Annotated in this window: 21 protein-coding genes; 2 read left to right on the forward strand and 19 right to left on the reverse strand. The window is 65.5% G+C overall.

The features are described 5' to 3' along the window. Positions 1-23: 23 nt before the first annotated feature. The 6 genes from RS899_RS23765 to msbA form a co-directional block, all read right to left on the reverse strand. A complete protein-coding gene (locus tag RS899_RS23765; RefSeq protein WP_315808211.1) occupies positions 24-1229 on the reverse strand; it encodes an acyl-CoA dehydrogenase family protein in 1206 nt (401 codons plus the stop codon). A 10-nt stretch (positions 1230-1239) separates the two neighbouring features. Further along, positions 1240-2523, reverse strand: coding sequence for an acyl-CoA dehydrogenase family protein (locus tag RS899_RS23770; protein WP_315808212.1), 1284 nt, complete (start codon positions 2521-2523; stop codon positions 1240-1242). 247 nt (positions 2524-2770) lie between these two features. Further along, positions 2771-4195: a bifunctional D-glycero-beta-D-manno-heptose-7-phosphate kinase/D-glycero-beta-D-manno-heptose 1-phosphate adenylyltransferase HldE gene (gene hldE / locus RS899_RS23775; protein WP_315808213.1), complete on the reverse strand. Its 1425-nt coding sequence runs from the start codon at positions 4193-4195 to the stop codon at positions 2771-2773. 64 nt (positions 4196-4259) lie between these two features. Continuing rightward, the gene (locus tag RS899_RS23780; RefSeq protein ID WP_315808214.1) at positions 4260-5672 is read right to left on the reverse strand and encodes a PIG-L deacetylase family protein; all 1413 of its coding nucleotides are present in this window, start codon (positions 5670-5672) and stop codon (positions 4260-4262) included. 175 nt (positions 5673-5847) lie between these two features. Then, complete coding sequence (locus RS899_RS23785) at positions 5848-6744, reverse strand: GNAT family N-acetyltransferase (RefSeq protein WP_233297378.1); 897 nt, start codon at positions 6742-6744, stop codon at positions 5848-5850. A gap of 22 nt (positions 6745-6766) precedes the next feature. After that, positions 6767-8605 (reverse strand): lipid A export permease/ATP-binding protein MsbA, encoded by a 1839-nt coding sequence (gene msbA, locus RS899_RS23790; RefSeq protein ID WP_233297379.1) that lies wholly within the window; start codon positions 8603-8605, stop codon positions 6767-6769. Positions 8606-8695: 90 nt separating this feature from the next. Between msbA and RS899_RS23795 the strand changes: the two genes are divergently transcribed. Beyond that, positions 8696-9355: a phosphotransferase gene (locus RS899_RS23795; RefSeq protein WP_233297380.1), complete on the forward strand. Its 660-nt coding sequence runs from the start codon at positions 8696-8698 to the stop codon at positions 9353-9355. Positions 9356-9401: 46 nt separating this feature from the next. Continuing rightward, entirely contained in the window at positions 9402-10265 is an 864-nt protein-coding gene (locus RS899_RS23800) for a hypothetical protein (protein ID WP_315808215.1), read from the forward strand. Positions 10266-10306: 41 nt separating this feature from the next. On the opposite strand, the gene RS899_RS23805 is transcribed toward RS899_RS23800, so the two are convergent. The 13 genes from RS899_RS23805 to waaF all read right to left on the reverse strand — a co-directional run bounded on the left by RS899_RS23805 (position 10307) and on the right by waaF (position 24280). Continuing rightward, positions 10307-11443, reverse strand: coding sequence for an O-antigen ligase family protein (locus RS899_RS23805; RefSeq protein ID WP_315810471.1), 1137 nt, complete (start codon positions 11441-11443; stop codon positions 10307-10309). Positions 11444-11565: 122 nt separating this feature from the next. Next, complete coding sequence (locus RS899_RS23810; RefSeq protein WP_233297382.1) at positions 11566-12180, reverse strand: hypothetical protein; 615 nt, start codon at positions 12178-12180, stop codon at positions 11566-11568. A gap of 6 nt (positions 12181-12186) precedes the next feature. Beyond that, positions 12187-13056: a hypothetical protein gene (locus RS899_RS23815; RefSeq protein ID WP_315808216.1), complete on the reverse strand. Its 870-nt coding sequence runs from the start codon at positions 13054-13056 to the stop codon at positions 12187-12189. Next, entirely contained in the window at positions 13056-14399 is a 1344-nt protein-coding gene (locus RS899_RS23820; RefSeq protein WP_170858856.1) for a UDP-glucose dehydrogenase family protein, read from the reverse strand. Before RS899_RS23820 ends, RS899_RS23815 begins: the two co-directional genes overlap by 1 nt. A 37-nt stretch (positions 14400-14436) precedes the next feature. Then, positions 14437-15405: a glycosyltransferase gene (locus tag RS899_RS23825; protein ID WP_170858855.1), complete on the reverse strand. Its 969-nt coding sequence runs from the start codon at positions 15403-15405 to the stop codon at positions 14437-14439. Positions 15406-15421: 16 nt separating this feature from the next. Continuing rightward, the gene (locus tag RS899_RS23830) at positions 15422-17161 is read right to left on the reverse strand and encodes a carbamoyltransferase family protein (protein ID WP_233297384.1); all 1740 of its coding nucleotides are present in this window, start codon (positions 17159-17161) and stop codon (positions 15422-15424) included. 5 nt (positions 17162-17166) lie between these two features. Continuing rightward, a complete protein-coding gene (locus RS899_RS23835) occupies positions 17167-18654 on the reverse strand; it encodes a lipopolysaccharide kinase InaA family protein (RefSeq protein WP_315808217.1) in 1488 nt (495 codons plus the stop codon). Then, complete coding sequence (locus RS899_RS23840) at positions 18651-19406, reverse strand: lipopolysaccharide kinase InaA family protein (RefSeq protein WP_054909989.1); 756 nt, start codon at positions 19404-19406, stop codon at positions 18651-18653. Before RS899_RS23840 ends, RS899_RS23835 begins: the two co-directional genes overlap by 4 nt. Further along, positions 19403-20137: a lipopolysaccharide kinase InaA family protein gene (locus RS899_RS23845; protein WP_170858851.1), complete on the reverse strand. Its 735-nt coding sequence runs from the start codon at positions 20135-20137 to the stop codon at positions 19403-19405. Before RS899_RS23845 ends, RS899_RS23840 begins: the two co-directional genes overlap by 4 nt. Then, positions 20137-20943 carry a lipopolysaccharide core heptose(I) kinase RfaP gene (rfaP, locus tag RS899_RS23850; protein ID WP_315808218.1) on the reverse strand — a complete coding sequence of 269 codons (807 nt, stop codon included), beginning with the start codon at positions 20941-20943 and terminating at the stop codon, positions 20137-20139. The genes RS899_RS23845 and rfaP overlap by 1 nt, the downstream gene beginning before the upstream one ends. Before the next feature lie 105 nt (positions 20944-21048). Next, the gene (locus RS899_RS23855; protein ID WP_315808219.1) at positions 21049-22170 is read right to left on the reverse strand and encodes a glycosyltransferase family 4 protein; all 1122 of its coding nucleotides are present in this window, start codon (positions 22168-22170) and stop codon (positions 21049-21051) included. Further along, on the reverse strand, positions 22167-23240 hold the full coding sequence (gene waaC / locus RS899_RS23860; protein WP_315808220.1) for a lipopolysaccharide heptosyltransferase I: 1074 nt from the start codon (positions 23238-23240) through the stop codon (positions 22167-22169). Before waaC ends, RS899_RS23855 begins: the two co-directional genes overlap by 4 nt. Further along, complete coding sequence (waaF, locus tag RS899_RS23865) at positions 23237-24280, reverse strand: lipopolysaccharide heptosyltransferase II (protein ID WP_233297389.1); 1044 nt, start codon at positions 24278-24280, stop codon at positions 23237-23239. The genes waaC and waaF overlap by 4 nt, the downstream gene beginning before the upstream one ends. Positions 24281-24297: the final 17 nt, after the last annotated feature.

Below are 24297 nucleotides of genomic sequence, written 5' to 3' on the forward strand. Positions count from 1 at the left end.
TCCCCCTCGCTCCTACAACAGCTTCACTTCAATTGACTGGAGCTCTTGCCCAGCAAGCGCCGCGCCACGATCAGCAACTGGATCTGCTGGGTGCCCTCGAAGATGTCGAGGATCTTCGAATCCCGCGCCCACTTCTCCAGCAACTCTTCCTCCCCGTAGCCCAACGCGCCCGCCAGCTCGACGCACTTGAGTGTCACCTCATTGGCCACCCGCCCGGCCTTGGCCTTGGCGATGGAGGCCTCCTTGGAATTGGGCTGGCGATTGTCCGCCATCCACGCCGCCTTCAGGGTCAGCAGGCGCGCGGCTTCCCATTCAGCTTCCAGGCGATAGAGCGTGGCTTCGGCATGGCTGGCGGTCAGCAGCGGCTGGCGATAGTCGAAGCGGCAACCCGCCTTCTTCAGTAGCTCGCGAGTACGGTCCAGCGAGGCCTTCGCCACGCCGATGGCCATGGCTGCCACCAGCGGCCGGGTGTTGTCGAAGGTTTCCATCACCCCGGCAAAGCCTTTCTGCACGTCGATCTCGGCATTGCCCAGCAAGTTCGCCGCCGGCACGCGGCAATCGGTGAAGCTGATCGAGGCGGTATCCGAGGCCTTGATCCCGAGCTTCTTCTCCAGCCGGGTGACGGTCATGCCCGGCGTGCCCTTCTCCACCACAAAGGACTTGATCGCCGCGCGGCCAAGGCTCTTGTCCAGGGTCGCCCACACCACCACCGCATCGGCTCGAGCGCCGGAGGTGACGAAGATCTTCTCGCCGTTGAGCAGGTAGTGATCGCCATCGCGGGTTGCAGTCGTGCGGATCGCTGCCGAGTCCGAGCCGCAGCCCGGCTCGGTAATGGCCATGGCTGCCCAGGTGCCGGAGAAGCGCTTGAGCTGCTCCTCGTTGGCCACCGCGGCGATGGCGGCGTTGCCCAGGCCCTGGCGCGGCATGGCCAGCAACAGGCCGGTGTCGCCCCAGCACATCTCCATCACGCCCAGGCAGGCGGAGAGGTTGCCGCCGTTCTTCACGCCCTCCTCCGCGCCGGCCTTGCGCTTGCTGGCCGAGGTGGCGCCGACGGCGTCCGGCGAACCGGCGTTCATGCCGTCCAGCAGCGCAGCGAGCAAGTCCAGCTCCTTGGGATAAGCGTGTTCGGCCTTGTCGTACTTGCGCGAAATCGGCCGCAGGTAGTTCTCGGCGACCTGACGGGCCTGGTTCTGCAAGGTGCGGAATTTCTTCGGTGTCTCGAGGTACATGCAAGGCTCCTTACAGGTGCAGGGCGCCGGCCATCAAACTGACGGCGCGCAGGTCGCGGTACCAGCGCTCGGCCGGGTGTTCCTGGGTGAAACCGTGGCCGCCGAGCAGTTGCACCGCGTCGGTGCCGATCTTCATCGCCTTCTCGGCGCAGAGCAGCTTCGCCAGATAGGCCTCGCGATGGAAAGCCTGCCCGCGCTCGGCCAGCGCGCACGCGCGCCAGACCATCAGGCGCATGGCGTCGAGTTCGATGGCGATATCCGCGACCATGAAGGCCACGCCCTGGCGATGGCTGATCGGCTCGCCGAAGGCCTCGCGCTCGTTGCAGTAGGTGATCACGTAGTCCAGCGCAGCCTGCGCGGTGCCCACGGCCAGCGCACACCAGGCCAGCGCGGTGTAATCGAGGAAGGATTGATAGTCGAAGCCCTCGGCTGCCAACCGCTGTTCGGCCGGGACTCTCACCCCCTTGAAGCGAACCCGCGCGGTGCCGGTGGCTTTCAGCCCCATCGCCGGCTCAGCACGCACTTCGACGCCCTTGGCACGGGTATCGACGAGGAACAGCGCCGGGCCGTCCCCGGCATCCGCCGCGACGATCAGCTTCTGCGCATCCACGCCGCGCACCACCAGGCACTTCTCGCCGGACAGGGTGTAGCTTGAGCCACGCTTGCGGGCCTTGGTGGACAGGCGCTGCGGGTCGGCCAGCAACTGCGGCTCGTTCACCGCGATGGCGATCAGCGGCGCAGCTTCCTCGGCGACGAAGGCCGGCAGCCAGCGCGCCTGCTGTTCGGGCGAGGCCCAGCGGCGAATGCAGTTGGCCGCCGACAACGGTACCAGCAGCGCGGCAGCCAGACTCAGGTCGCCGCGGGCGAGGGATTCGGCGATCAGCGCGTTGGTCACCACGGTGCGTTCGCCGGCCATGCCGCCGTGCACTTCGCTGACGCCATAGTGGGTCAGCCCCAGCTCCTGCGCCTGGGCCAGCAACTCAAGGCTGAGAGTGGCCTTGGCGTCAGCCTCATGGGCGGCCGGGCGAAGCACCTCGGCGGCAAAGCCTTCGAGCATCTCCACCAACATCTGCTGCTCGTCGGACAGGGACAGGTCGAACAGCCCATCGGGATCGGCCTTGCGTGGGGTCTTGGGCTGCTTGGCGGCGCGCTCGCTGGCCAGCCGGAAACCGGTGCGGCTGCCGCTGTAGAGCAGTCTTTCGAAAGGTTTGCGCAGCTTGAGTCGGTCCGGCCAATCGGCCTGGGCGACACGGTTCAGCACGGCCAGGGCGCGGCCCTGCACGTCGGTGGTCATGGCATCTCGCTCCGCGGAGGGTGGATGCCCCGATCATGCGCCGGGAAATGGCGGGGGAACCATGACCGCTTTGCCGTTGGTCGCTGGCAGAGCGGTCAGTGGGGCGTATACGGGGCTACCTGGGGTGATGGGAGTCTGTAGGGGCGAGCTTGCTCGCGAATGGCCCCGCAGCGGGGTTTGTTCGCGGGCAAGCTCGCTCCTACAAAAGGCGTTCCCTGCTGGAACGACCCAGGCAAGCGAAAGCAGATCAGCCCTGGTGGCGAATCTTCTCGACGATGGCGGTGGTGGAGCTGTTTTCCACCAGGCCCAGCACGCGGACTTCGCCGCCGTAGGCTTTGACGATGTCGGCACCGACCACCTGCTCGACGCCGTAGTCGCCACCTTTCACCAGTACGTCCGGGCGGACTTCGCTGAGCAGGCGCTCGGGGGTGTCTTCGCCGAAGCTGACAACCCAGTCCACCGCGCCGAGGCCGGCGAGTACTGCCATGCGGCGGTCGACGCTGTTGATCGGGCGGCCCGGGCCTTTCAGGCGGGTGACCGAACCGTCGTCGTTGACCCCGACGATCAGGCGGTCGCCCTGGGCGCGCGCCTGTTCCAGGTAGGTCACGTGACCGGCGTGGAGGATGTCGAAGCAGCCGTTGGTGAAGACGATCTTCTCGCCGTGGGCGCGGGCGTCCTCGATGGCCAGCAGCAGTTGGTCGAGGCTCAGCACACCACGCTCGGAGCCCTGCTCGCGCTGCACGGCGCGGCGCAGTTCCGGGGCGCTGATGGCGGCGGTACCCAGCTTGCCGACGACGATGCCAGCAGCCAGGTTGGCCAGGGCCACGGCCTGCGGCAGGTCCTCACCGGCGGCGATGGCGCCGGCCAGGGTGGAAATCACCGTGTCGCCGGCGCCGGTGACGTCGAACACTTCACGGGCGCGGGCCGGCAGGTGCAGGGCACTGTGACCGGGGCGCAGCAGGGTCATGCCGTGTTCGCCACGGGTGACCAGCAAGGCGCCAAGCTCCAGCTCGGTCATCAGTTGCTGACCTTTGGCGACCAGATCGGCCTCATCGGTACAACGACCGACAATGGCTTCGAATTCGGAGAGGTTCGGGGTGATCAGGCTCGCGCCACGGTAGATGGCGAAGTCCTTGCCCTTGGGGTCGGCCAGCACCGGGATACCGCGCTGGCGGGCGGCTTGGATCAACGCCTGGTGGTTCTTCAGCGCGCCCTTGCCGTAGTCGGAGAGCACCAGCACGCGGACCTTATCCAGTAGCGCCTCGACGTCGGCGGACAGCGCCACGGCGTCGGTGCGGAAGGCTTCCTCGAAGTCCACGCGCAGCAGTTGCTGGTGACGGCTCATGACCCGCAGCTTGACGATGGTCGGCTGGCCGGCGATGCGCTGGAAGCGGGTAGTCACGCCCACGGCCTGCAGGCTGTCGCTCAGGCTGTCGGCAGCTTCGTCGACGCCGGTGACGCCGACCAGGAAAGCCGGGGCGCCGAGGGCGGCGAGGTTCAGCGCGACGTTGGCGGCGCCACCGGGGCGGTCCTCATGCTGCTCGACCCGCACCACGGGCACCGGGGCCTCGGGCGAGATGCGCGAGGTCGCTCCGTGCCAGTAGCGGTCGAGCATCACGTCGCCTACCACCAGCACAGGGGCCTGATCGAATCGGGGCATGGTCAATTTCATGGGAACTCCGCAGGTCGAAATCGCCGCGGATAATACCATAGCCGCCCGGTGCGACTTGCGCCGGTCAGGGCAGTCTGCGCACCCAGAACAGCTCGTGGCGACGCACCGCCTTGCGGAAGAACTCGTCGTCGCCGGTGACCGGCCACTGGCGACCGGCGAGCACCCGCTGGATCAGCCGGCGCAGGCGCTTCTTGCCGGTGAGCGGGGTCTGCAGGTCGTGCTGCAGCGCCAGGGCCTGGGCCTTGTCGATGCGCGTTGCGGCATCCAGCACCGGGCTCCACAGCGGGTCAGCCGGCAATGCCTCGATACAAGGTGGCAGGGCTATGCCACCATCGGCCGGGCCCATGGGCCAGCGGTCGTTGTCGTGCAGGTGGTTGGCGTAGAGCAGCAGGGTCTGCGGCTTCCATCTGCTGCGTTCGATCGCCTCCAGCGTCGCGCGGGTGGCGTGGACGTGGTCGGCGTGGGGGTCCAGCTCCGGGTGGGCGGTGAGGATCACCTCCGGGCGGATGTGCTCGATCAGCGTTGTCAGGTCAGCCACCAGATTGAGCCAGGTCGGTGCGCCGTCGCTGTCGGCCGGCAGCGCGAACGGATTGAAGCTGCGCACGCTGCGGATGTCGGTCTCACCGGACTCTTTCGAGCCGAACGCCTGGCTCGGCTCGGCAGCCATGGCCGGCAGTTGCAGGCAGTAGTAACCCAGTTGCACACAACGCTCGGCCGGCACGCCACCCCAGAGCGGCGCGGCGATGCTGTCCCAAGTGCGCAGCCGGCCCTTGAGCCTGGCGGCCTCGGCCTTGCCCAGCCCGAGACGCTGGTAGTATTCGGCCTCGATCTCGCCCTGGGTCAGGGTGACGATCCAGGCCTCCGGGCAGCGGCTGTACTGGCCGAAGGCAGCCAGCTCGGCGTCATCCGCGTGAGGGGCGATGATCAGCAGGCGCTGCCGGGCGTAATCGGGATTGTCGAAGGCGTGCAGCACGCCCTGTTGCGCCAGCCGGCAATGGCGACTGCGGATGCGCAGGTGCCCGGCACGCAACGCTGCACCCTGGCCGGAGAGGTTGATGTAGCGCTTGCCGCTGACACCCCGTTCGAAGTCCTGGCGGTCGTTCTCGACGCCCTCGATCAATACCTGCGGATCGAGCCAGCGGCCGAGCAGCGAGGCTTTCACCTCGACCTCCAGTACCAGGGTCTCTTCCCGCTCCGGCAACGCGCCGGTGGCAACGTGCAAGCCGTGCGGGCCCAGGGAGACCGGCAGTGCGATGGAGCCGTTGGGGAAGTCGTAGCGATAGTCGTCGCGCGGCGAGTAGAACAGGTGATCGGCGAACCACGCCTCATGGGCGACCCAGCCGAGCAACACGGCCAGCGGCACACTCCACCAGGGCGCGAAGATACCCAGCAGGATCAGCGCCAGCAGGGCGATGAGCAGGACCACACGCTTCTTGCGGCGGTGCTGTTTGAGCAGGTGCTGTTTGCGGGCGGTCATGTCGTTCTCCGTGGAAACCGATCGCGGACGGAGTCCACTCCTGCGCACGGGCCAAGGCACCGTACACGAACTGTAGGAACGAGGGCGCGCCTGGCCCTTGCTCGCGAACGGTGTTCCACCTGGCACTGTCGTGTCATGCGGTTCGCGAGCACGCTCGCTCCTACGAAAAGCGGGGTCAGACCTGGAACACCGGCACGCGGTGGCACCAGCGGTCCTTGTACTCGCGGTCGGCGCGACCGAAGGAATAGCGCAGCGGCTTGCCCAGCGCTTCGGCTTCGGCCCAGGCCTCCTGGGTATTGACGAAGCTGAGCACGCTGCCGGGGCTGAACTCGCGGTTCTCCGGTGCCACGCCGCCATTGATATATTCGACGCTGATCCATTTCGGCGCCTCGACCCTGTAAAGAATCTGGATCGCCACCGGCTCGCCGTCCAGGCGCACCAGCGAACCACGCATGAACTCGCGCATCAGGCTGAAAACTTCGGCCAGCCGAGCCTTGCCCGGCACCTCGAATTCCCAGCGGCGCTGGAACAGGTCGGCGTAGATGCTCGCCTGCTCTTCGGGGCTCAGCTCGCTCATCGGCTGCAGCACGCCGCCCGCCTCTTCCAGCAAACGCTGTTCGCGGCGCTGGTTGTAGCGGAATTTCTTCGAGAAATCCGCTGGCGCGCGATTCATCGCCAACTGCTCGGGTTGCTCGCGGGCGTCGCTGACTTGCTCGCGGTTCAGCTCCGAGAGATAGCGCACCTGATGGCGCAACTCGATGCGCGCGCCCTCGGCGATCGGCAGGATGATCTCGGCGTTGCCCAGGTCGAACAGCGCCTTCTTGCCTTCGCGCTTGAGCACGTCCTTGGACAAGGCCAGGTTGCGCCCCCACGTGGGCACGGCGGCGCGCAGTTCGTCGCCTTCGAACCAACCGAGGTAGCGCACCGGGATACCGGCCAGGGCGGCGAGACGTTCGACCACGTCCGGATGGGTCGCGACGCTGCCGCCGAAGCGCTGCCAGGCGGCGGCGTAATCGGCGGCGCTGAGGGAGGTCCAGCCGCGCTCGCGGAAGACGCGCAGGCGGTTCAGCATGGACGGCGATTCCCCACTACCGTCATACCGGTTGCTCGACCGGTGCTTCTTCGGTCCCGTCGACCGGGTCGTCGGCGAACTGACGGGCATGCAGGCGGGCGTAGTAGCCGTTCTGCGCGATCAGTTCGTCGTGACTGCCGCGCTCGACGATATGGCCCTGGTCCATCACCAGGATCAGGTCCGCCGCCTCGATGGTGCTCAGGCGGTGGGCGATGACCAGCGTGGTGCGGCCCTCCATGACCTTTTCCAGGGCGGCCTGGATGTGCCGTTCGGACTCGGTGTCCAGCGCCGAGGTGGCCTCGTCGAGGATCAGCACCGGCGCATCCTTGAGCAGCGCGCGGGCAATTGCCAGACGCTGGCGTTGGCCGCCGGAGAGCATCACGCCGTTCTCGCCGACTTCGGTATCGAAGCCTTCGGGAAGACGGTCGATGAACTCACGGGCAAAGGCGTCCTCGGCGGCCTTCTCCACCGCTTCGCGCGGCTTGCTGGCCAGGTCGCCGTAGGCGATGTTGTTGAGCACGCTGTCGTTGAACAGGTTGACCTGCTGGGTCACCAACGCGATGTGCTTGCGCAGATTGCGCAACTTGTAATCCTCGACGTCCAACCCATCGAGCAGTATCTGCCCGTCGTTGTGGGTATAGAAGCGCGGGATCAGGTTGGCCAGGGTCGATTTGCCGCTGCCAGAGCGCCCCACCAGCGCCACCATCTGGCCCGGCTCGACGCTGAAATTCAGATCGTTGAGCACCTGCTTCTCGGTGCCGGGGTAGGTGAAGCTGAGGTTCTTCACTTCCAGGCGGCCACTGACGCGATCACGCTCGACGGTACCGTTGTCTACTTCCTGCGGCTGGTCGAGCTGCTCGAAGATGCTCTCCGCGCCGGCCACGCCCTTCTGGATGGTCGAGCTGACTTCCGACAGTTGGCGGATCGGCTTGGGCAACAGGCCGGCCATGGAGATGTAGGCGACCAGTTCACCGGCGGTGGCATCGCCGCGCAGCAGCAGCACGAGGTAGAGCAACACGGCCATGGCGCTGTAGATCACCAGCTGCAGCATGGGCGTGTAGACCGCGGAGGTCTTGTTCATGCGCAGGTTTTTCTTGGTGTTCTCGCTGCTCACCTTGAGGAAGCGCTTGCTCTCGTAGGGCTCGCCGCCGAAGCTGCGGACCACGCGGTAGCCATGGATGGTTTCCGAGGAGACGTGGGTCACGTCGCCCATGGCCACCTGGATCTTCTTGCTCTGCTTGCGGAACTTGCGGCTGGCGCTGGTCACCATGACGGCGATGATCGGCAGGATCGCCAACATCACCAGGGTCAGCTTCCAGTTCATGTACAGCAGCGAGGCGAACAGAAACACCACGGTCATGCCCTCGCGGATCACCACCTTGATGGCGTCGGTGGCAGCACCGGTGACCATGGTCACGTTGAAGGTGATGCGCGAGATCAGGTGTCCGGAGTTGTGCCGGTCGAAATAGCGGTTGGGCAGCGTCAGCAGGTTGTTGAACAGCTCGACCCGCAGGTCATGCACCAGGCCCAGGGAAACCTTGGCCAGGAAATAGTTGCCCAGGAAGGAGCCGACGCCCTGCCAGACAGCGATCAGCACCACCAGCAGGGGCACCGCGTAGAGCAGCTCCAGGTCGCGCAGCCAGGCCCAGGGGGCGTCAGGGAAGAGCGCGGCGTCCGGGTTGGTCAGGCCGTCGACGAAGTACTTGAGGATGCCGGCAAGCATCGGCTGGGTGGCCGCGAAGATCAGGAAGCCGACGATGCTCAGTGCGAACAGACCCGCATACGGGCGCACATAGGAGAGCAGGCGGAAGTAGATCTTGACGCTGGACACCGGCTGGGCGCTCCGGGGAGAATCACTCATGAAGTGCAAGCTGCCTTGTCGTAAGAAGACTGCGGATGATACCACCGCCGTCCCACTCCATGTTGCCTCCAGGTCTGACAGTCCGTCCCGATGAATGCCCTCGACGATTCCACTTACCTTTCACTCGTCGACGGCGCCGAAGTCATCGAACGCGACCCCCATGGCGACAAGGTCCTGCACCTGCGCGACGGCAGCTTTCTCAAGCTGTTCCGGCGCAAGCGCCTGATTTCCACCGCCCTGCTCTCGCCGCCGGAAAAACGCTTCCAGAACAACTGCCAGGTCCTGGCCGACAAGGGTATCCCGTGCCCGCGCACGCTGCGCACCTACGCCTTCCCGGAGATCGAACGCACCGCTGTGCGCTACGAGCCGCTGCCCGGCCACACCCTGCGCAGCTACATTCCCACGCAGGAACCGGAGCGCCAGTTGGAGATGCTCCGCGAGCTGGCGGTGTTCATCGCGCACCTGCACGACCTGGGCATCTATTTCCGCTCGCTGCACCTGGGCAACGTGATCCTTACGCCGTCCGGCGCCTACGGACTGATAGATCTTTCCGACCTGCGGACCAGCCCGGCACCCTTGTCCCGCGCCAAGCGAAAACGTAATTTCAAGCACTTGCTGCGCTACAAGAAGGACCTCGCCCTGCTGCGCAAGCTGGGCCTTGCCGCCTTCTTCGAGCTTTATAACAAGAACGCCACCACGCCCCTGGACAGCCGCGAGCTGATCGCCGAATACGAAGCCTCCAGGGCGTAACCAGACAACGGGAGCCAGACTCCACCCAGATCAGGGAATGTCCGAAATGAGCGAAACGATGAAGATCTTCGTCGGATGTGATCCGAACGACTGCGATCTCGAACAAATGATGGTGCTCGAGTACAGCCTGCGCAAACACGCCTCGCAACCAGTGGAAATCCACTGGATGCAGCTGTCCCGCAACCCCGAGAGCTTCTGGTATTCGCGCCCCGAAGCTGGCGAAGGCTGGCGCAGCGACGACTGGACCACGCCCTTCTCGGGCTTCCGCTGGAGCATTCCGGCGTTCTGCAACTTCGAAGGCCGTGCGATCTACATGGACGCCGACGTGGTGATCCTCAGCGACATCGCCGAACTGTGGAACGCACCCTTCGAGCCCGGCAAGATCGTCATGGCCAAGGGCGGCGAGGAATCCTGGCGCTTCTGCGTGTCGATGTGGGACTGCGCCGCGGCAAAGGCGCACCTTCCGCCGCTCGGCGAAATCAAGAGCGACCGCAAGGCTCACCACAAGCTGCGCGACTACTTCCGCGACCACACCCAGCTGATCCAGGCGTTCGATACGCAGTTCAACAATATCGACGGCGAAGGCCACCCGATCGAGGCCATCAAAATCCTGCACTACTCGGACATCGGCACCCAGCTGTCGCACAAGCACTCGTTCAAGCGCCTGGAGGGCAACGGCGAGAAGCACTGGTTCGACGGCGCGGTGTTCGACCACCCGCGCAAGGACCTGATCGAGCTGTTCGACGGTTACCTGGCCGAAGCCCAGGCTGCCGGCTATTCGCTGGACAGCTACAAGGTGAAGCAGCGCTTCGGCACGATCACCAAGGCGTCGCAGAAGAACTACAAGGGTAACGACGTGACCCGCGGCAAGAAGAACGGCGGGTTGTTCAGCCGCCTGTTCGGCCGCTGACAGTCAGGGCCATCACGCCGCCCGGCGTGATGGCCACTTGCTCAGGACAGCCGTTCGACCCGATGCTGGGTCGCCACCGCCAGGCAGCCGGCGATCGGCAGCCAGAACCACATCCATACCAGGTTCGGCGCGGCCACGAAGAAGTGCAACTCGACGGTCATCACCACCGCCGCCGACACCATCACCGCAAACCACAGCCGCGCAAAGTCGGTGCGAGCCTTCCAGGCACCCCAGATGCAGGCCGCCATGGCCGCCAGCATGGTGAACAGCCCCACCAGGCCAAACTGGTAGAGCACTTCCAGGTACAGGCTGTGGGGGTTGCGTACGATCTGTCCAGTGGAGAGCATCACCTTGCCCAGTTCGGTGTGCGAGCCATGGCCAAACCACCAGGCCTCGCCGATCCGTTCGATGACTACGCGCCAGATCTCGTCGCGCTTGGTCAGCCCGCGCGCGCCAAACTCGTACGCCACCTGCTCGAAACCAAATACCAGCACGGCCAGGCCGGCCAGCGCCGCGAGGCCGACGGCAAAGATGCGCTGCCGACCCTCGATCATGCACAGGATCAGCAGGCCCGCTCCCATCAGGCCGGCGACCCAGGCGGAACGTGCGAAGGTGAAATACAGGTAGGTGAACAGAACCAGCGAGCAGGCCAGCCAGACCGCGCGCATCGCCAGGTTTCGCGCACGCATCAGCAGCCAGACCGCAACGATGAAGCAGAAGGCATAGTGCATGCCAGCCTCGATGGTGATGCCGAAATCCGCAATGCCGAGCACGCCGGAATCCTTGATGTTCATCACCCGATAGCCGACGTCGAACTGGCCCATGATCGCCTTGTTGACCAGTGAGAATCCGGCAAAACCCGCGCCTGCCAGCGCATCCAGCCCTAGCACGAACAGCCAGGGGCGGCTTTCGCGGCCGCCCATCACCATCACCATCCAGGTGAAGAACAGGATCACCAGCAGTTGCTTCACCGAGCTGGGCGAGTCGGTGAGTATCGAGTTGAGCATCAGCCCGACCCAGAACACCAGGTAGGCCAGGAAGGGCACGGTGGCCAGCCGCGCGCGCTCACGGAACAGCTGCAGCGACAGGAAAATGATCGCCAGGAACGCCCCCAGGCGAATGCTCTTGAGCCAGTCGCCGTTCTCCGTCGGCCACCAGAAACGCCCCACTACCAGCATGCTCAAGGTGACGACCGCAAAGGCGAGCCCCACCAGTTTCAACCAATCCGACCGTCTTTCGAGTTGCATAACACCACGCTGGCAAGTCAGTGATCAGGGGCAGTCTGTGCCACCGCTGAAAATTAGAGTTTGATGACGGTAACGTCAGAGGAGCGCGTCCATTCCCGCTCGAAGTCCCAGGCATGGCCATCCCAGAATGACCCGCCCTCATCGGAAAAGCCGACCAGCACGATCTCATAGTCGGCCTGTTTCAGTCGTTTCACATAATCGAAGAACGCCACCGCGTAGAAGCCGGTGGACGGGCCACCACGCGTCGGCAGGCGCTCGTAGGGATATCCCTCAAGCGCCGGGAATGGCTGGCGTAGCGGTAGGAACGAGGAAGCGCGGTGCGAAGCCGGCAGTTCGGCCTGCTCACCGCCCAGCAGCACGCTGTGGAAGCGCTTGTTGAACCAGGGGAACAGCCGCAACCAACCCTTGTAGGGGAAGCCGAAGTAGCCGCCCTTGCGGTAGTTGTGCCGATGGATGAACAGGTTGTGCAACTGGCGGCGCAGCAGGGTGCGGTTGCGGCACTTGTTGAAGCTTACCACCAGGTCGTCCGGGCCCAGGGCCAGGGCATCGACGTGTTCGCGGGTGATCGCCGGGTTGTTCGCCAGCAGGATTACCCGGCGCGACGCCTGGATGCGCGCCAGCAGTGCCGGCGACAGGTGGTTCAATGATTGTTGGGCGGCCGACAGCATCGGTCTTCAGTCCTTTAACATCGTGGCGATATCGTCCGCCGTGTACAGCTTTGCGATGACCTGATCGTTGCCGCCCTGCTTGAGGTTCTGGCTGTACAGGGCGATGTCCTGAGTGCCCGGCACGCTGAGAAAATGCTCGTCGCTGTCGGAAATCTGTCGCACCGCAACGCCCGCACGCAGGGCATGCCAGTGCAGCCAGATATCATCGGCCTTGGGCGTGATCTGCATAAACGCCTCGCCCTCACGCTTGAGCACTTCCTGCAAGGCCGCCGGATAAAGCACGCCAGAAACCCCGATGGCGAAGTTGCCCACGCTGGGCGCCTTGCCCAGCTGGGTGACCCAGCCGTGGTAGGGCTGGATAACACCGGCCTCGATACCGATGCGCTTGGCCATGTAGCACACCACCTGCTGCGGGGTCTGCTCATGGGCCGCCTGCAGGCCAGCCAGCCAGCCGTCGGGATAGAGCACGTCATCGTCCGCGGTCACCAGCGGCGCGCCGATTCTCTCACCCTGGACGTAGGGAAAGTACTTCTTGTGCGGCCCATAATTATTGCAGCGCTTTACTTCCAGGCCGCGTGCCTGCAAGCGCCGCAGCGGCGCCGGGAGGTCGGCCAGGGTCTTTTCCTCGTCAACCCAGAGGATCAGCCGCGACGGCAGCAGGCTGCCAGCGGCGATGGATTCCAGGGTGATGTGTACCTTGCGCAGCCGCGTCGAGTAGCTGGTCAGCGAAACGACGGGGCCGCCCTCGCCCAACACCTTCTTCGTGCCGAAGCGGTTGGCCAGGGCGTACTTGAGCAGCAGGCATTTACGCTGCAGGCGGGTACGGTACTTGCGGACCTTGCGGGCGAGCTTCGAACCCTCCGAGCGACGCCCCATCAGACGTCCTTCTCCAGCGAATCACCGCGCCCAACTGCGTAGTAGAGCAGCCCGGCGGCGCGCACTTCGTCGGGGTTGTAGAGGTTGCGCCCATCGACGATCACCGGGCGTCGCAGGGTCTTGGCCAGCCAGGCGAAGTCCACCGCGCGGAACTCCTTCCACTCGGTGCAGATCACCAGCACATCCGCGCCTTCCAGCACAGCTTCACGGCTGCCGACCAGTTCCAGGTCGGCACGCTCGCCGTAGACCCGGGCGATCTCGTGAGATGCCACCGGATCGTAGGCACGCACGCGGGCACCGCGCTCCCACAGGGCTTCCATCAGCACACGACTGGGCGCCTCACGGATGTCATCGGTATTGGGCTTGAAGGCCAGGCCCCAGATGCCCACGGTCAGCCCCGAGAGCTCGCCATCGAAGGCCTGCAGCAGCTTGCGCAGAAGCACATGCTTCTGCCGGTCGTTGACCCGTTCTACCGCCCGCAGCAGCTCGGCGTCGTAGCCGATCTCGCCAGCGGTGCGTTCCAGGGCCTGCACGTCCTTGGGGAAGCACGAGCCGCCATAGCCGCAGCCGGGGTAGATGAAGTGGTAGCCGATGCGCGGATCGGAACCGATCCCCAGGCGCACCTGCTCCACATCGGCACCCACGCGCTCGGCGATGTTGGCGATCTCGTTCATGAAGCTGATCTTGGTCGCCAGCATCGCATTGGCGGCGTACTTGGTCAGCTCGGAGGCGCGTACGCCCATGAAGAACAGTTTGTCGTGGTTGCGGTTGTAAGGCGCGTAGCACTCACGCATGAGCGTACGCACTTCTTCCGAATCGGTGCCGACGACGATGCGCGCGCCACGGGTGAAGTCCTCGATCGCCGCGCCTTCCTTGAGGAATTCGGGGTTGGAGCAGACATCGAAACGGAAGTCGCAGCCGCGCTTGCCCTGCTCGTCGAGCACGGCGGCGCGGACCTTGTCGGCGGTGCCAACGGGTACAGTGGACTTGTTCACCACCACCTTGTAGCCATCAATGTGCTGGCCAATGGTGCGCGCCACGTTGAGTACGTAGGTGAGGTCGGCGGAGCCGTTCTCGTCCGGCGGCGTGCCCACTGCGATGAACAGCAGCGTGCCGAAGGCGATGGCCTCGGCGGCATCCTCGGTAAAGCTGATGCGCCCTGCCGCCAGGTTGTTGCGGACCATGACGTCCAGCCCCGGCTCGAAGATCGGGATTTCGCCCCGGCACAGCATCTGCGTGCGCTCGCTGTTGGTATCGACGCAGACCACCTGGTGGCCGGCGTCTGCCAGGCAGGCACCGGTCACCAGACCGACGTAACCGCTTCCGAAGATCGTGATTTTCATGCTCAGACCCTGCTATTGCGGGGCCGCGGCTCCCGCATCAGGCGCGGGAGAACAGCGACCCGAGCCGGCGGAGGAGACCCGGCCGGCTGATTCCTTGGGGATTCGGATGGGGCAGCGCGAGGACTCGGGAGAACTCCTCGGCGCGCTGACTCAGGCGATGCCGTTCGAACACCAGGTCATGCCCGGCGCGGGCGATGGCCTGGGCCTGCTGCGGATCGGCCAGCAGTTGCCGGTACTTCTCCATCAGCTCCTCGAGCGTGTCGTAATGCACCACGTTGTGCATGTCGACCAGGCCGAGCAGAGCATCCTCGGTGGGCTGGCGCTTGGCGACCAGCACGCAACCACACGCCATGGCCTCGAAGTTCTTTGCCATGTACTCGTTGAAGCCGATGTCCGCGCTGAGGAAGCAGCGGATGCGGTTGAGCACGCCCAGGTACTCGTCGGGATTCTCGGTACGCAGCAGCTGCAGCGGGGTCAGCTCGGCGACACGATCGAGCAGCTCCTTGCGACGGCCATAGACCTTGCTCTTCACCCGGCCGACGAAGGCCAGGTCGATGTCGCGCGGTTGCCCGAGGTCCTTCAGTTGACGGTCATCGAAGGCCTTGGCGACGAAGTGCGCATTGACGCCCTGCTGGGCGAAATAGCTGCGCACCGATTCGCTGGTGTAGATCACCGGCGCGCCCTTGAGCGAATGGAAGAAGCGCAGGAACTTGCCGTAGAACTTGCTCTCGCCCATGAACTCCTGGTACGCGTCCTCTTCGTAGTACACCAGCCCCGGCAAGGCGCGCACGCTGTCGAAGGCGTGCGCGGCGCGGCGCAAGGGGATGTCGAAGAGCACTCGCTCGAAACCGGAGGTATCCAGGTTGGCGAGGGTACGCGGCAGGTCGCGGATTTCCTCCTTGCTCAGCTTGATCATGCGCGAACCGGGGTTCAGTGCGATCAGGCCTTCATAGAGGGTATCCAGCGAGCGTGCGCGCTCCTGTCGGTTGATGATCAGAACACGCATGCGGGCGCTCCGGTCGTCACTGCACGCCGTCCTTGACCACCAGGATGTCCTGCATGATCAGGTATTGCAGGTCCGAGCCGTAGAACATGTTCAGCGCGTCGGTCGGCGAGCAGACCATCGGCTCGCCACGACGGTTCAGCGAGGTGTTGAGTGCCACGCCGTTGCCGGTGAGCTTCTCCAGCTCCTTCATCATGTCGTAGTAGCGCGGGTTGAACTCGCGCTTGAGGACCTGGGCGCGGGAGGTGCCGTCTTCATGGACGACTTCCGGCACGCGGGTCTTCCACTCTTCGTTGACTTCGAAAGTGAAGGTCATGAAGGGCGCCGGATGGTCGATCTTGAACATCTGCGGGCCGACGGTATCCAGCATCGACGGGCAGAAGGGCCTCCAGCGCTCGCGGAACTTGATCTGCGCGTTGATGCGGTCGGCGACGCCGGCGATGCTTGGGCAACCGATGATCGAGCGACCGCCCAGGGCGCGCGGGCCGAACTCCAGGCGACCCTGGAACCAGGCCACCGGATTGCCCTCGACCAGCACCTTGGCGATGTGCTCGGGCACGTTGTCGATCTTGCGCCATTGCGGCTTGGCCTCGTGGCGAGCGCAGGCGGCGATGACGTCTTCGTTGCTGTATTCCGGGCCGAGGTAGACGTGCTCCATCTTCTCGACCGGCACGCCACGCTCCCAGGAGACATAGGCCGCCGCGCCAACCGCGGTACCGGCGTCGCTGGCCGCGGGCTGCACGTACAGCTCCTTGACCTCGGGACGGGCGATGATCTTCTGGTTGAGCTTGACGTTCAGCGCGCAGCCGCCGGCGAAGGCGATCTTGCCGGTCTCGCGGATGATGTCGCCCAGGTAGTAATCCATCATCTCCAGCGCCAGCTTCTCGAACAGCGCCTGGATGCTAGCGGCGTAATGGATATAGGGGTCGTCGGCGATGTCGCCTTCACGTTTCGGGCCGAGCCACTCGATCAGCTTGGGCGAGAAGTAGTAGCCCTTGCCCTTTTCCTTGTAGCGACGGAAGCCGATGACGTTGGCGTAATCGGTGTTGATGATCAGCTCGCCGTTCTCGAACTTGGCAAGACGGGAGAAATCGTACTTGCTGGCATCGCCGTAGGGCGCCATGCCCATGACCTTGAACTCGCCGTCGAGCATGTCGAAGCCGAGGTATTCGGTCAGCGCGCCGTACAGGCCGCCCAGGGAGTCCGGATCGTAGAACTCCTTGATCTTGTGGATCTTGCCGTTCTCGCCGTAGCCGAAGAAGGTGGTGGCGTACTCGCCCTTGCCGTCGATCCCGAGGATCGCCGTCTTCTCCTTGAAGCCCGAGCAGTGGTAGGCGCTGGAGGCGTGGGCCAGGTGGTGCTCGACCGGCTGGATCTTGACCTTCTTCAGGTCGAAGCCCAGCTGCTGCAGGCACCACTGGATGCGCTTGTAGTAGCGGTGGTAGCGGCGGTTGCCGAGCAGGATGGCGTCCAGCGCACGGTCCGGCGCGTAGGCGTAGCGCTTGGCGTAGTGCCAGCGGGCCTTGTCGAAGATGCTGATGGGGGCGAAGGGAATGGCCACCACGTCAACGTCCGACGGCTTGATCCCGGCCTGTTCCAGGCAGAACTTGGCCGACTCGTAGGGCATGCGGTTCTTCGCGTGCTTGTCGCGGACGAAGCGCTCTTCTTCGACGGCCGCGACCAGCTTGCCGTCGATGTACAGGGCGGCGGAAGGGTCATGGCTTACGGCGCCGGACAGGCCGAGGATGGTCAATGCCACAGGGTCTAGCCTCTTTCATCTGGGCGGGTGCCAGGCACCCGCGGTAAACGTTCGTCGAGCAGCTGGTGCAGTGCGCTGCCCTCTGGCCAGTTGCGCAGGAAGCGCGCACGGTCGCGGGCATAGGCGCGGGCGAAGCTCGCTTCTCGCGAGTGGCGCTGCATGGCATCCAGGTCGATCAATGACCACTGCCCGCCTTCGCCCTGCTCCTGCCAGAACAGGTTGTGCCCCTTCAGGTCGCCGTGGCTGATGCGCTCGCGCACCAGCGCCGCGAACAGTCTGTCCAGGGCTGCAAGGTCTGCTTCCGGCGGCAGGCCGCCCCCCTCCGGTTGATCCAGGTAGGGTTTGAAACGGGCGATTATATCCTGACCCGCCAGGTAATCGGTAATCAGGAAGGCCGGCCCGCGCAGCCACAGCCAGCGCCGCTCGATCACCGCCAGGGGTTTGGGCGTGGCGATACCGAGGAAGTCCAGGCGATTGCCTTCGCGCCAGGAGGCCCAGGCGCGGCTCGGGCGCCAGAAGCGCTTGAACCAGTGCAGCAGGTTCTTGATGTTGTAACGCTTGATGACCAATGGCCGGCCGTCGAGCTCGACTCGGGCAACCGTGGCGGCACCGCCGGTCTTGTAGATATGCCCTTTGCCGATGAAGGCGTCGGGATCGGCCAGCAACGGCTGCAGGCCCGACTCTTCCTCGCGGCGCACCGCGCGCAGGCCGAACGGCCCCTTGAAGACGCTGAACAGGCTGCAATCGCGGGCGATCTTCTTCATCAGGTCGCCCACGCGCCAGCGGCGCACCCTGGCGATTTCCTTCTGCAAGGCCTCCAGTGGCAACGCGTGCTCGCCATTGGCCAGCAGGTAGTGGATCAGCAGCTCTTCGAGAAAAGGATCGAGACTGGCCGGCAACTGGGCGAAGAACACCCCGAGGTTTTCCAGCACATGCTTGCGTGACAGCGGCTGACCAGGAGTTTCCGCGCGGATGCCGGCGCCATCGATGAGGTAGAGCTTGCCGGCGTGGCGCAGCAGGTTGTCCAGGTGCAGGTCTTCCTGCCACAGGCCCTTGGCATGCAGCTGGGCGATGGCCGTCAGCGCCTCGGCAATGACGGCGGTCTGGCCATCGGACAGCAGTGGCTCGCCCTCCACGGCGCGCCAGGCATCCCAGAGGCTCTGGGCGTTGTCGAGGAACTCGAAGAGCAACCAGCCGCCCTCGCCGTCCTTCAGGCCATCGGCCAGCAGTTGCGGCGTGGTCAGGCCCTGCTCGGCGAGCAGGCGCACGCCATCTCGCTCACGCTGGAAATGGCGCGCAGCCTTGCTGCCGACCAGCAACTTGGCCAACACCGGGCGGCCGCGCCAATTGGCCGCACCGACGTAGCGCTGCCCGGGCAGTACCCGCAACAGTCTGTCCAGGCGCAACTCGGCCGGGCCGGCGCCGTCTTCCAGTTCGATGCGCAGCGGTAGCGCCGGAGCGCGGCCGGCATCGCGCAGGGCGGACAGCCTCATGCGCGGTTTTCCTTCTTCTTGCGGCGGGCGCCCAGGCGGCGATACCAGTCGTCGACCTCCGGGCCACCCGAGGCAGTACCCAGATAAGCCGCCAGCAGGTTGCGTACGTCGGCCTCGTTCCAGTCCGGCGCGCGGCGCAGCAGCGGCTCCAGGTCGCGGACGCGGTCGCGCTGGCCGAACCACAGCGGGCGGGTCTTCTCCAGGTCGATCAGGGTCGCCTCGAAGGCGTCGTCGGTCTCGCGCAGGAAGATGTGCTTGGGATAGAAGCAGCCGTGCATCTGCCCGGCCTCATGCAGGCGCCGGGCGAGCATGCCACAGGCACGCAGGACTGCCTGGCGGCGCTCGGCAGGCAGGTTCGACCAGCCTTGCAGCAGACTGTCCAGATCACGCCAGCCATCCAGGGCACGGGTCATGAGGATCGCCCGTCGCTCGCCGCCGACCTGCCGCGCGCCGAAAAAGGCCGCCTGCATCGAGGGAATGCCGAGCTGGTGGTAGCGCTGGATATTGCGGAACTCGCGGCTGAAGGTGGGCTCGCCCAGCGGGCGCTTCAGGCTGCGGGTCAGGTGGTTGCTCTGGCGCTTGAGGTAGTAGGCGGTGCCGTCCAGCTCCAGGCGATAGACGCTGCTCCAGCCCCCACGCTCGGTGTTGGGCTCGTCGACGGCCACCAGTTCCAGGTCCCACAGGGCATCGAAATCGGCCAGGGCATTACTTTCCAGCAGGTCCTGGTCGTCGCTGGCGATGAAGTCCTTCACTCGCGTCCCTCGAAGAAATGAACGATGTGGCGAATGCGCTTCTTGTCCGACGCATTCAGGCGCTCGCGCCGACGGTACAGGAGATAGAAGCGCAGGCGCTGGGTGGCGGACAACTGGCGCTTGGCGACCTTGTCGAGCGTCGCCAGGTCCTTGGTGATCCGGTAGCGCAGCATGAAACCGATCCAGAAGTCGCCGATCGGGCAGTCGATGAAATACACCGTGCCTTCACCATCGACCAGGATATTGCGCCACTTCAGGTCGTTGTGGGTGAAGTGGTGGTCATGCATGGTCCGCGTGTAGCGCGCCAGTTGCTGCATGACGTGGTCGACCCAGGCTCGGTCCTTCAGGCGCGGATCCCTCTGCTTGGCCAGCGCCTGCAGGTCCTCGGTGCCGAGCAATTCGCGTGTGATTATCGCACCACGGGAAAAGCCACCGTGCTCGCGCTCCAGGCCGTAGGCCACTACCTTCGCCGTGGGGATACCCCACTTGGCAAACTGCTTGAGGTTCTGCCACTCGGCCTTCACCCGGGGGCGCGGCAGGAAGCGGCGAAAGCCCTTGCCCGGCTTGCGGTAGCGCTTGACGTAGTAGCGCACGCCATCGCGCTCCACGCGCACGACATCGGACATCGCGTCCTTGGTGATGCGCTCCCCTTCGAGGGCGAACACGGCATCCAGGCTGCCGAAATCGGCGGCGAGGTGCTGGTAGTCGGCTTCGAGTACCCAGCCGGCCATCAGAGCAGGTCTCCGTAACGTTGTTTGCGGTCGTAGAGCTTGGCCGCCTTGCGCTCCATCCACGCCAGCAGCGCAGCTTCCTCGCGGAGGATGTCACGCAGCGGCCGCTGGAAGTAACCGCGCAGGAAGCGCAATTTGTCGCGACGCGTAAGGCCGATGTCCAGCGCCGAGAAGTACAGCGCGGCCAGGTCCTTGTTGCGCCAGCGGCGCGGCGTGGCACTGCGGGTCTGGGCGCGGTGCAGGTCGATCACCGACAGGCGCAGGTCGTCGGCACTGATCGGGCGGTCGGTGTGCAGCAGGAAGTGGCAGATGTAGCAGTCACGGTGGTTGACCCCGGCGCGGTGCATGGTGCCGATCATCTTCGCCACCTCGGCGATCAGCGCGCGCTTGAGCCGCGGCTCGGGCGGCGTCTGCAGCCAGTCGAGGGAGAAGACTTCCAGGTCGGTGGTCGGCGCCAGTTCCTCGGTGACGATGAAGGAATGCTGGCTGGCCGGATTACCGCCGCGCTCGCCGTAGGCCACCGAGGTCATGGTTGCCACGCCGGCCTGGTGCAGACGCTCCAGGGCGCGCTGCTCCTGGCCTGCACCGAGCACCGGAAGCTTGGCGCTGAACAGGTTCTTGACGATCTCGCCCCAGCCGATGCCGCGGTGGATCTTGACGAAGAAACCGCGCCCGTCGACTTCGGTGCGCAACGTGCGGCGGCCTTCCAGTTCCCGGTAGACCTTGCCCTGCAGGCGCTCGACTTCGACGAACGGGTCCTTGCCGGCCCAGAGGGTCTTGAAGGGCTCGTGCAACTCAAGCTTCATGGCGACGCCCTTTGTAGGAGCGAGCTTGCTCGCGAACCCGCAGGGCACGGCAGCTTGCCGGAAAAACTTTCACGAGCAAGCTCGCTCCTGCGAGAGCCAAAGCGTTCATGCATGCCCCCGCAGGATCACGTCTGCCGCATGCTGCGGCATGCTGTAGAGATCGGCGGTGTCGGCGAAGGCCAGGCCGTTGCGCGACCAGTCGGCGCGCGTGGTGTCGTCTTCCAGCATCTCCTGGAGCATGGTGTTCAGCCGCTCCTGCTCGAAGGGCGACGGCACCACACGGCCGGCTTTCGCTTCGTCGATGTAATGGGCGTAGCCGCAGACATCGGTGACCAGCACCGGCAAGCCAGCGACCAGCGCTTCGAGCAGCACGGTACCGGTGTTCTCGTTGTACGCCGGGTGGATCAGCAGGTCAGCGCCGAGCAGGAAGCGCGGGATATCACTGCGCCCCTTGAGAATCTGCACATTGTCCGACAGGCCCAGCGCCTTCACCTGCAACAGGAACGGCTTGGGATCGTCCTGGCCGATGGCGATCAGGCGGGTGCGCTTGCGCAGCGAGCGCGGCAACGCGGCCAGCGCCTTGAGGCTGCGGTCCAGGCCCTTGGTCTTGAAGCCGGAACCGATCTGCACCAGCAGCAGGTCATCCTCGGCCAGCTTGAATTCGCGGCGGAACTCGGCGCGGATTTCGGCGGCATTGGCCGGAGCGCGGCGGTCCTGGGCGATGCCCGGCGGCAACAGGTGGAAGCGCGCCTCCGGGGTTCGGTAATGCTTGATGAACAGCGGCTGCTGCACCTCGGAGATCATCAGGATCTCGGTCTTCGATTCCGGCGCGAACACCGCGCGCTCGTAGTCGGCGAAATGCTTGTAGCGACCCCAGCGGCGGTAGAAGGAATTGCGCAGGGTCTGCGCCTTGTCCTCGAAGCAGCCGTCGGCGGCGTAGTACACATCCAGGCCCGGCATCTTGTTGAAGCCGATCACCCGATCTACCGGCGAGCGCGCGAGGTCCGCGGCCAGCCAGGCGCTGAACTTCTCGTTGCGGCGATGGTTGAACAGCGACTTCACCGGTGCCACGCGCACGTCGAAGCCGGGCGGCACCTCGCCTTCCCAGATCGGCGTGTAGACACGGATGGAGTGGCCGCGCTTCTGGCACTCCAGGGCGATGCGCATGAAGTCGCGCTGCAGCCCGCCGAACGGGAAATATTTGTAGAGGACGAAAGCCAGGGTCATCGAAGCGTCTCCGGGGCCAGCAGCAGTGCCTCCAGCTGGGTCGCCACGCGCTGGGGGTTCAGGCGCGTGAAGCACAGAGGCTGTTCATGCCGCAGGTCGAACTGGCGCTTGTCTTCGGCCGTCGGCTGGTAGGTGCAGGTCTTCTGCAGGCAGGGCGCACACGAGGGCCAGTCGCTGCCCAGGTGCACCTGCGAGCGCCCGTAGGCGCCGGTCAGACCGGGATTGGTTGGGCCGAACAGCGACAGCGTCGGCACGTCCAGCGCGGCGGCCAGGTGTCCGAGACCGGTGTCGACCGCCACGCAGGCGGAAGCGCCGGCCAGCACCTTGGCCATGCCTGCGAGGGATAATCTGGGGAGCACCGAGGCGTTTTCCAAGCCCTCGGCCAGCCGCTCGGCGCGTTGCCGCTCGACCTCGTTGCCCCAGGGCAGGCGAACCTTCCAGCCACGCTCGCCCATGCGCTGGGCCAGTTCGCGCCAGTAGACCTCGGGCCAGTGCTTGGTCACCCAGGTGGTGCCGTGGAGGAAGACCAGGTACGGCTCGGTCTCCACCGCATCCAGCAGGCGATTGCGATCCAGGCCGTAATCGCCGGTGCCAGTGGGTAGCGGGTAATCCAGCGCCTGGGCGAACAACTGGCGCACGCGCTCGACGGCATGCTGGCCCCAGGCGACCGGATAGGTGCGGTTATAGAAGCGGCTGGCAGCCGGCTCGCGCGCGGACTCCTTGTCCAGCCCGGCGATCGGCGTGCGACGGCGAGCGTAGCGGGTCAACCAGGCGCTCTTGAGCAGGCCCTGGGCGTCGATCACCAGGTCGTAGTCGACTTCCTTCAGGCGGCGCTTGAAGCGGCTCCACTCGCCGCTCTTGATGGTCTGCCAGAGATTCTTGCGCCAGCGGCGGATCGCCACCGGGATCACCTGGGCCACGGCCGGGTGCCAGGCGGGAATCTCGGCGAAACCCTCTTCCACCACCCAGTCGAACTGGATGCCGGGAATGGCGCGGGCGGCGTCGGTCAACGCCGGCAGGGTATGGATGACATCGCCCAGGGACGAGGTCTTGATCAGCAGCACCCTCATTCCGCGCTATCCACATCCACCGGGTCGGCGACCAGTCGGTCCAGCGCTTCGATCACCGGGCGCGGCTTGAGCTCGCGCAGGCAGTTGTAGTGACCAAAGCGGCACACACGGTCGAAGCACGGGCTGCATTCCAGGCCGAGGCGAACGATCTCCACCTGGTCGGCCAGCGGCGGCGTGAACTGCGGCGAGGTGGAGCCGTAGACCGCTACCAGCGGGCGGTTCAGCGCGGCGGCCACATGCATCAGGCCCGAATCGTTGGTGACCACGGCACTGGCGCAGGACATCAGGTCGATGGCTTCGGACAGGGCGGTCTCGCCCGCCAGGTTCACCGACTCTTCACGCAGGCCGGGGATCAGGCGCATGCGGATGTCTTCGCCGCCGGGGTGGTCATTCTTCGAGCCGAAGATCCACACCTGCCAGCCGGCGCGGGTCTTCACCTCGGCGACCTTGGCGTAGTACTCCGCCGGCCAGCGCTTGGCCTCGCCGAACTCGGCGCCGGGGCACAGCGCCAGCACCGGGCGGTCCAGGCTCAGGCCGAACTTGGCCAGCGCGGCCTCGCGACTCTGCGGGTCGATGGCCAGGCGCGGCTGTGGATAAGGCTGCGGCAGCTCCGCGCCCGGCTCGAAAGCCAGGGCCATGAAGCGCTCGATCATCAGCGGGTAGCGCTCTTTATCCAGCGCGCGGATGTCGTTGAGCAAGCCGTAGCGCATCTCGCCCTTCCAGCCGGTGCGCTTGGGGATGCCGGCAAAATACGGCACCAGCGCCGACTTCAGCGAGTTGGGCAGGAGAATCGCCTGGTCGTACTGGCCCTTGAGGGTCTTGCCGATACGGCGGCGCGAGGCGATGTCCAGCACACCGTGGCCGAGCGGGAAGCTCAGGGCCTGGCGCACCTCGGGCATGCGCTCGAGGATCGGCCGGCTCCAGTCGGGCGCCAGCACGTCGATCACGCAGTCGGGGTGCCGCTGCCTCAGACACTGGAAGAGTGTCTGCGCCATCACCATGTCGCCCACCCAGGAGGGGCCTACGATCAGAATTCTCATGCCTTTTCCAGAAACGA

The sequence above is a fragment of the Pseudomonas sp. C9-3 genome (assembly GCF_032392015.1).
Lineage (GTDB): Bacteria > Pseudomonadota > Gammaproteobacteria > Pseudomonadales > Pseudomonadaceae > Pseudomonas > Pseudomonas nitroreducens.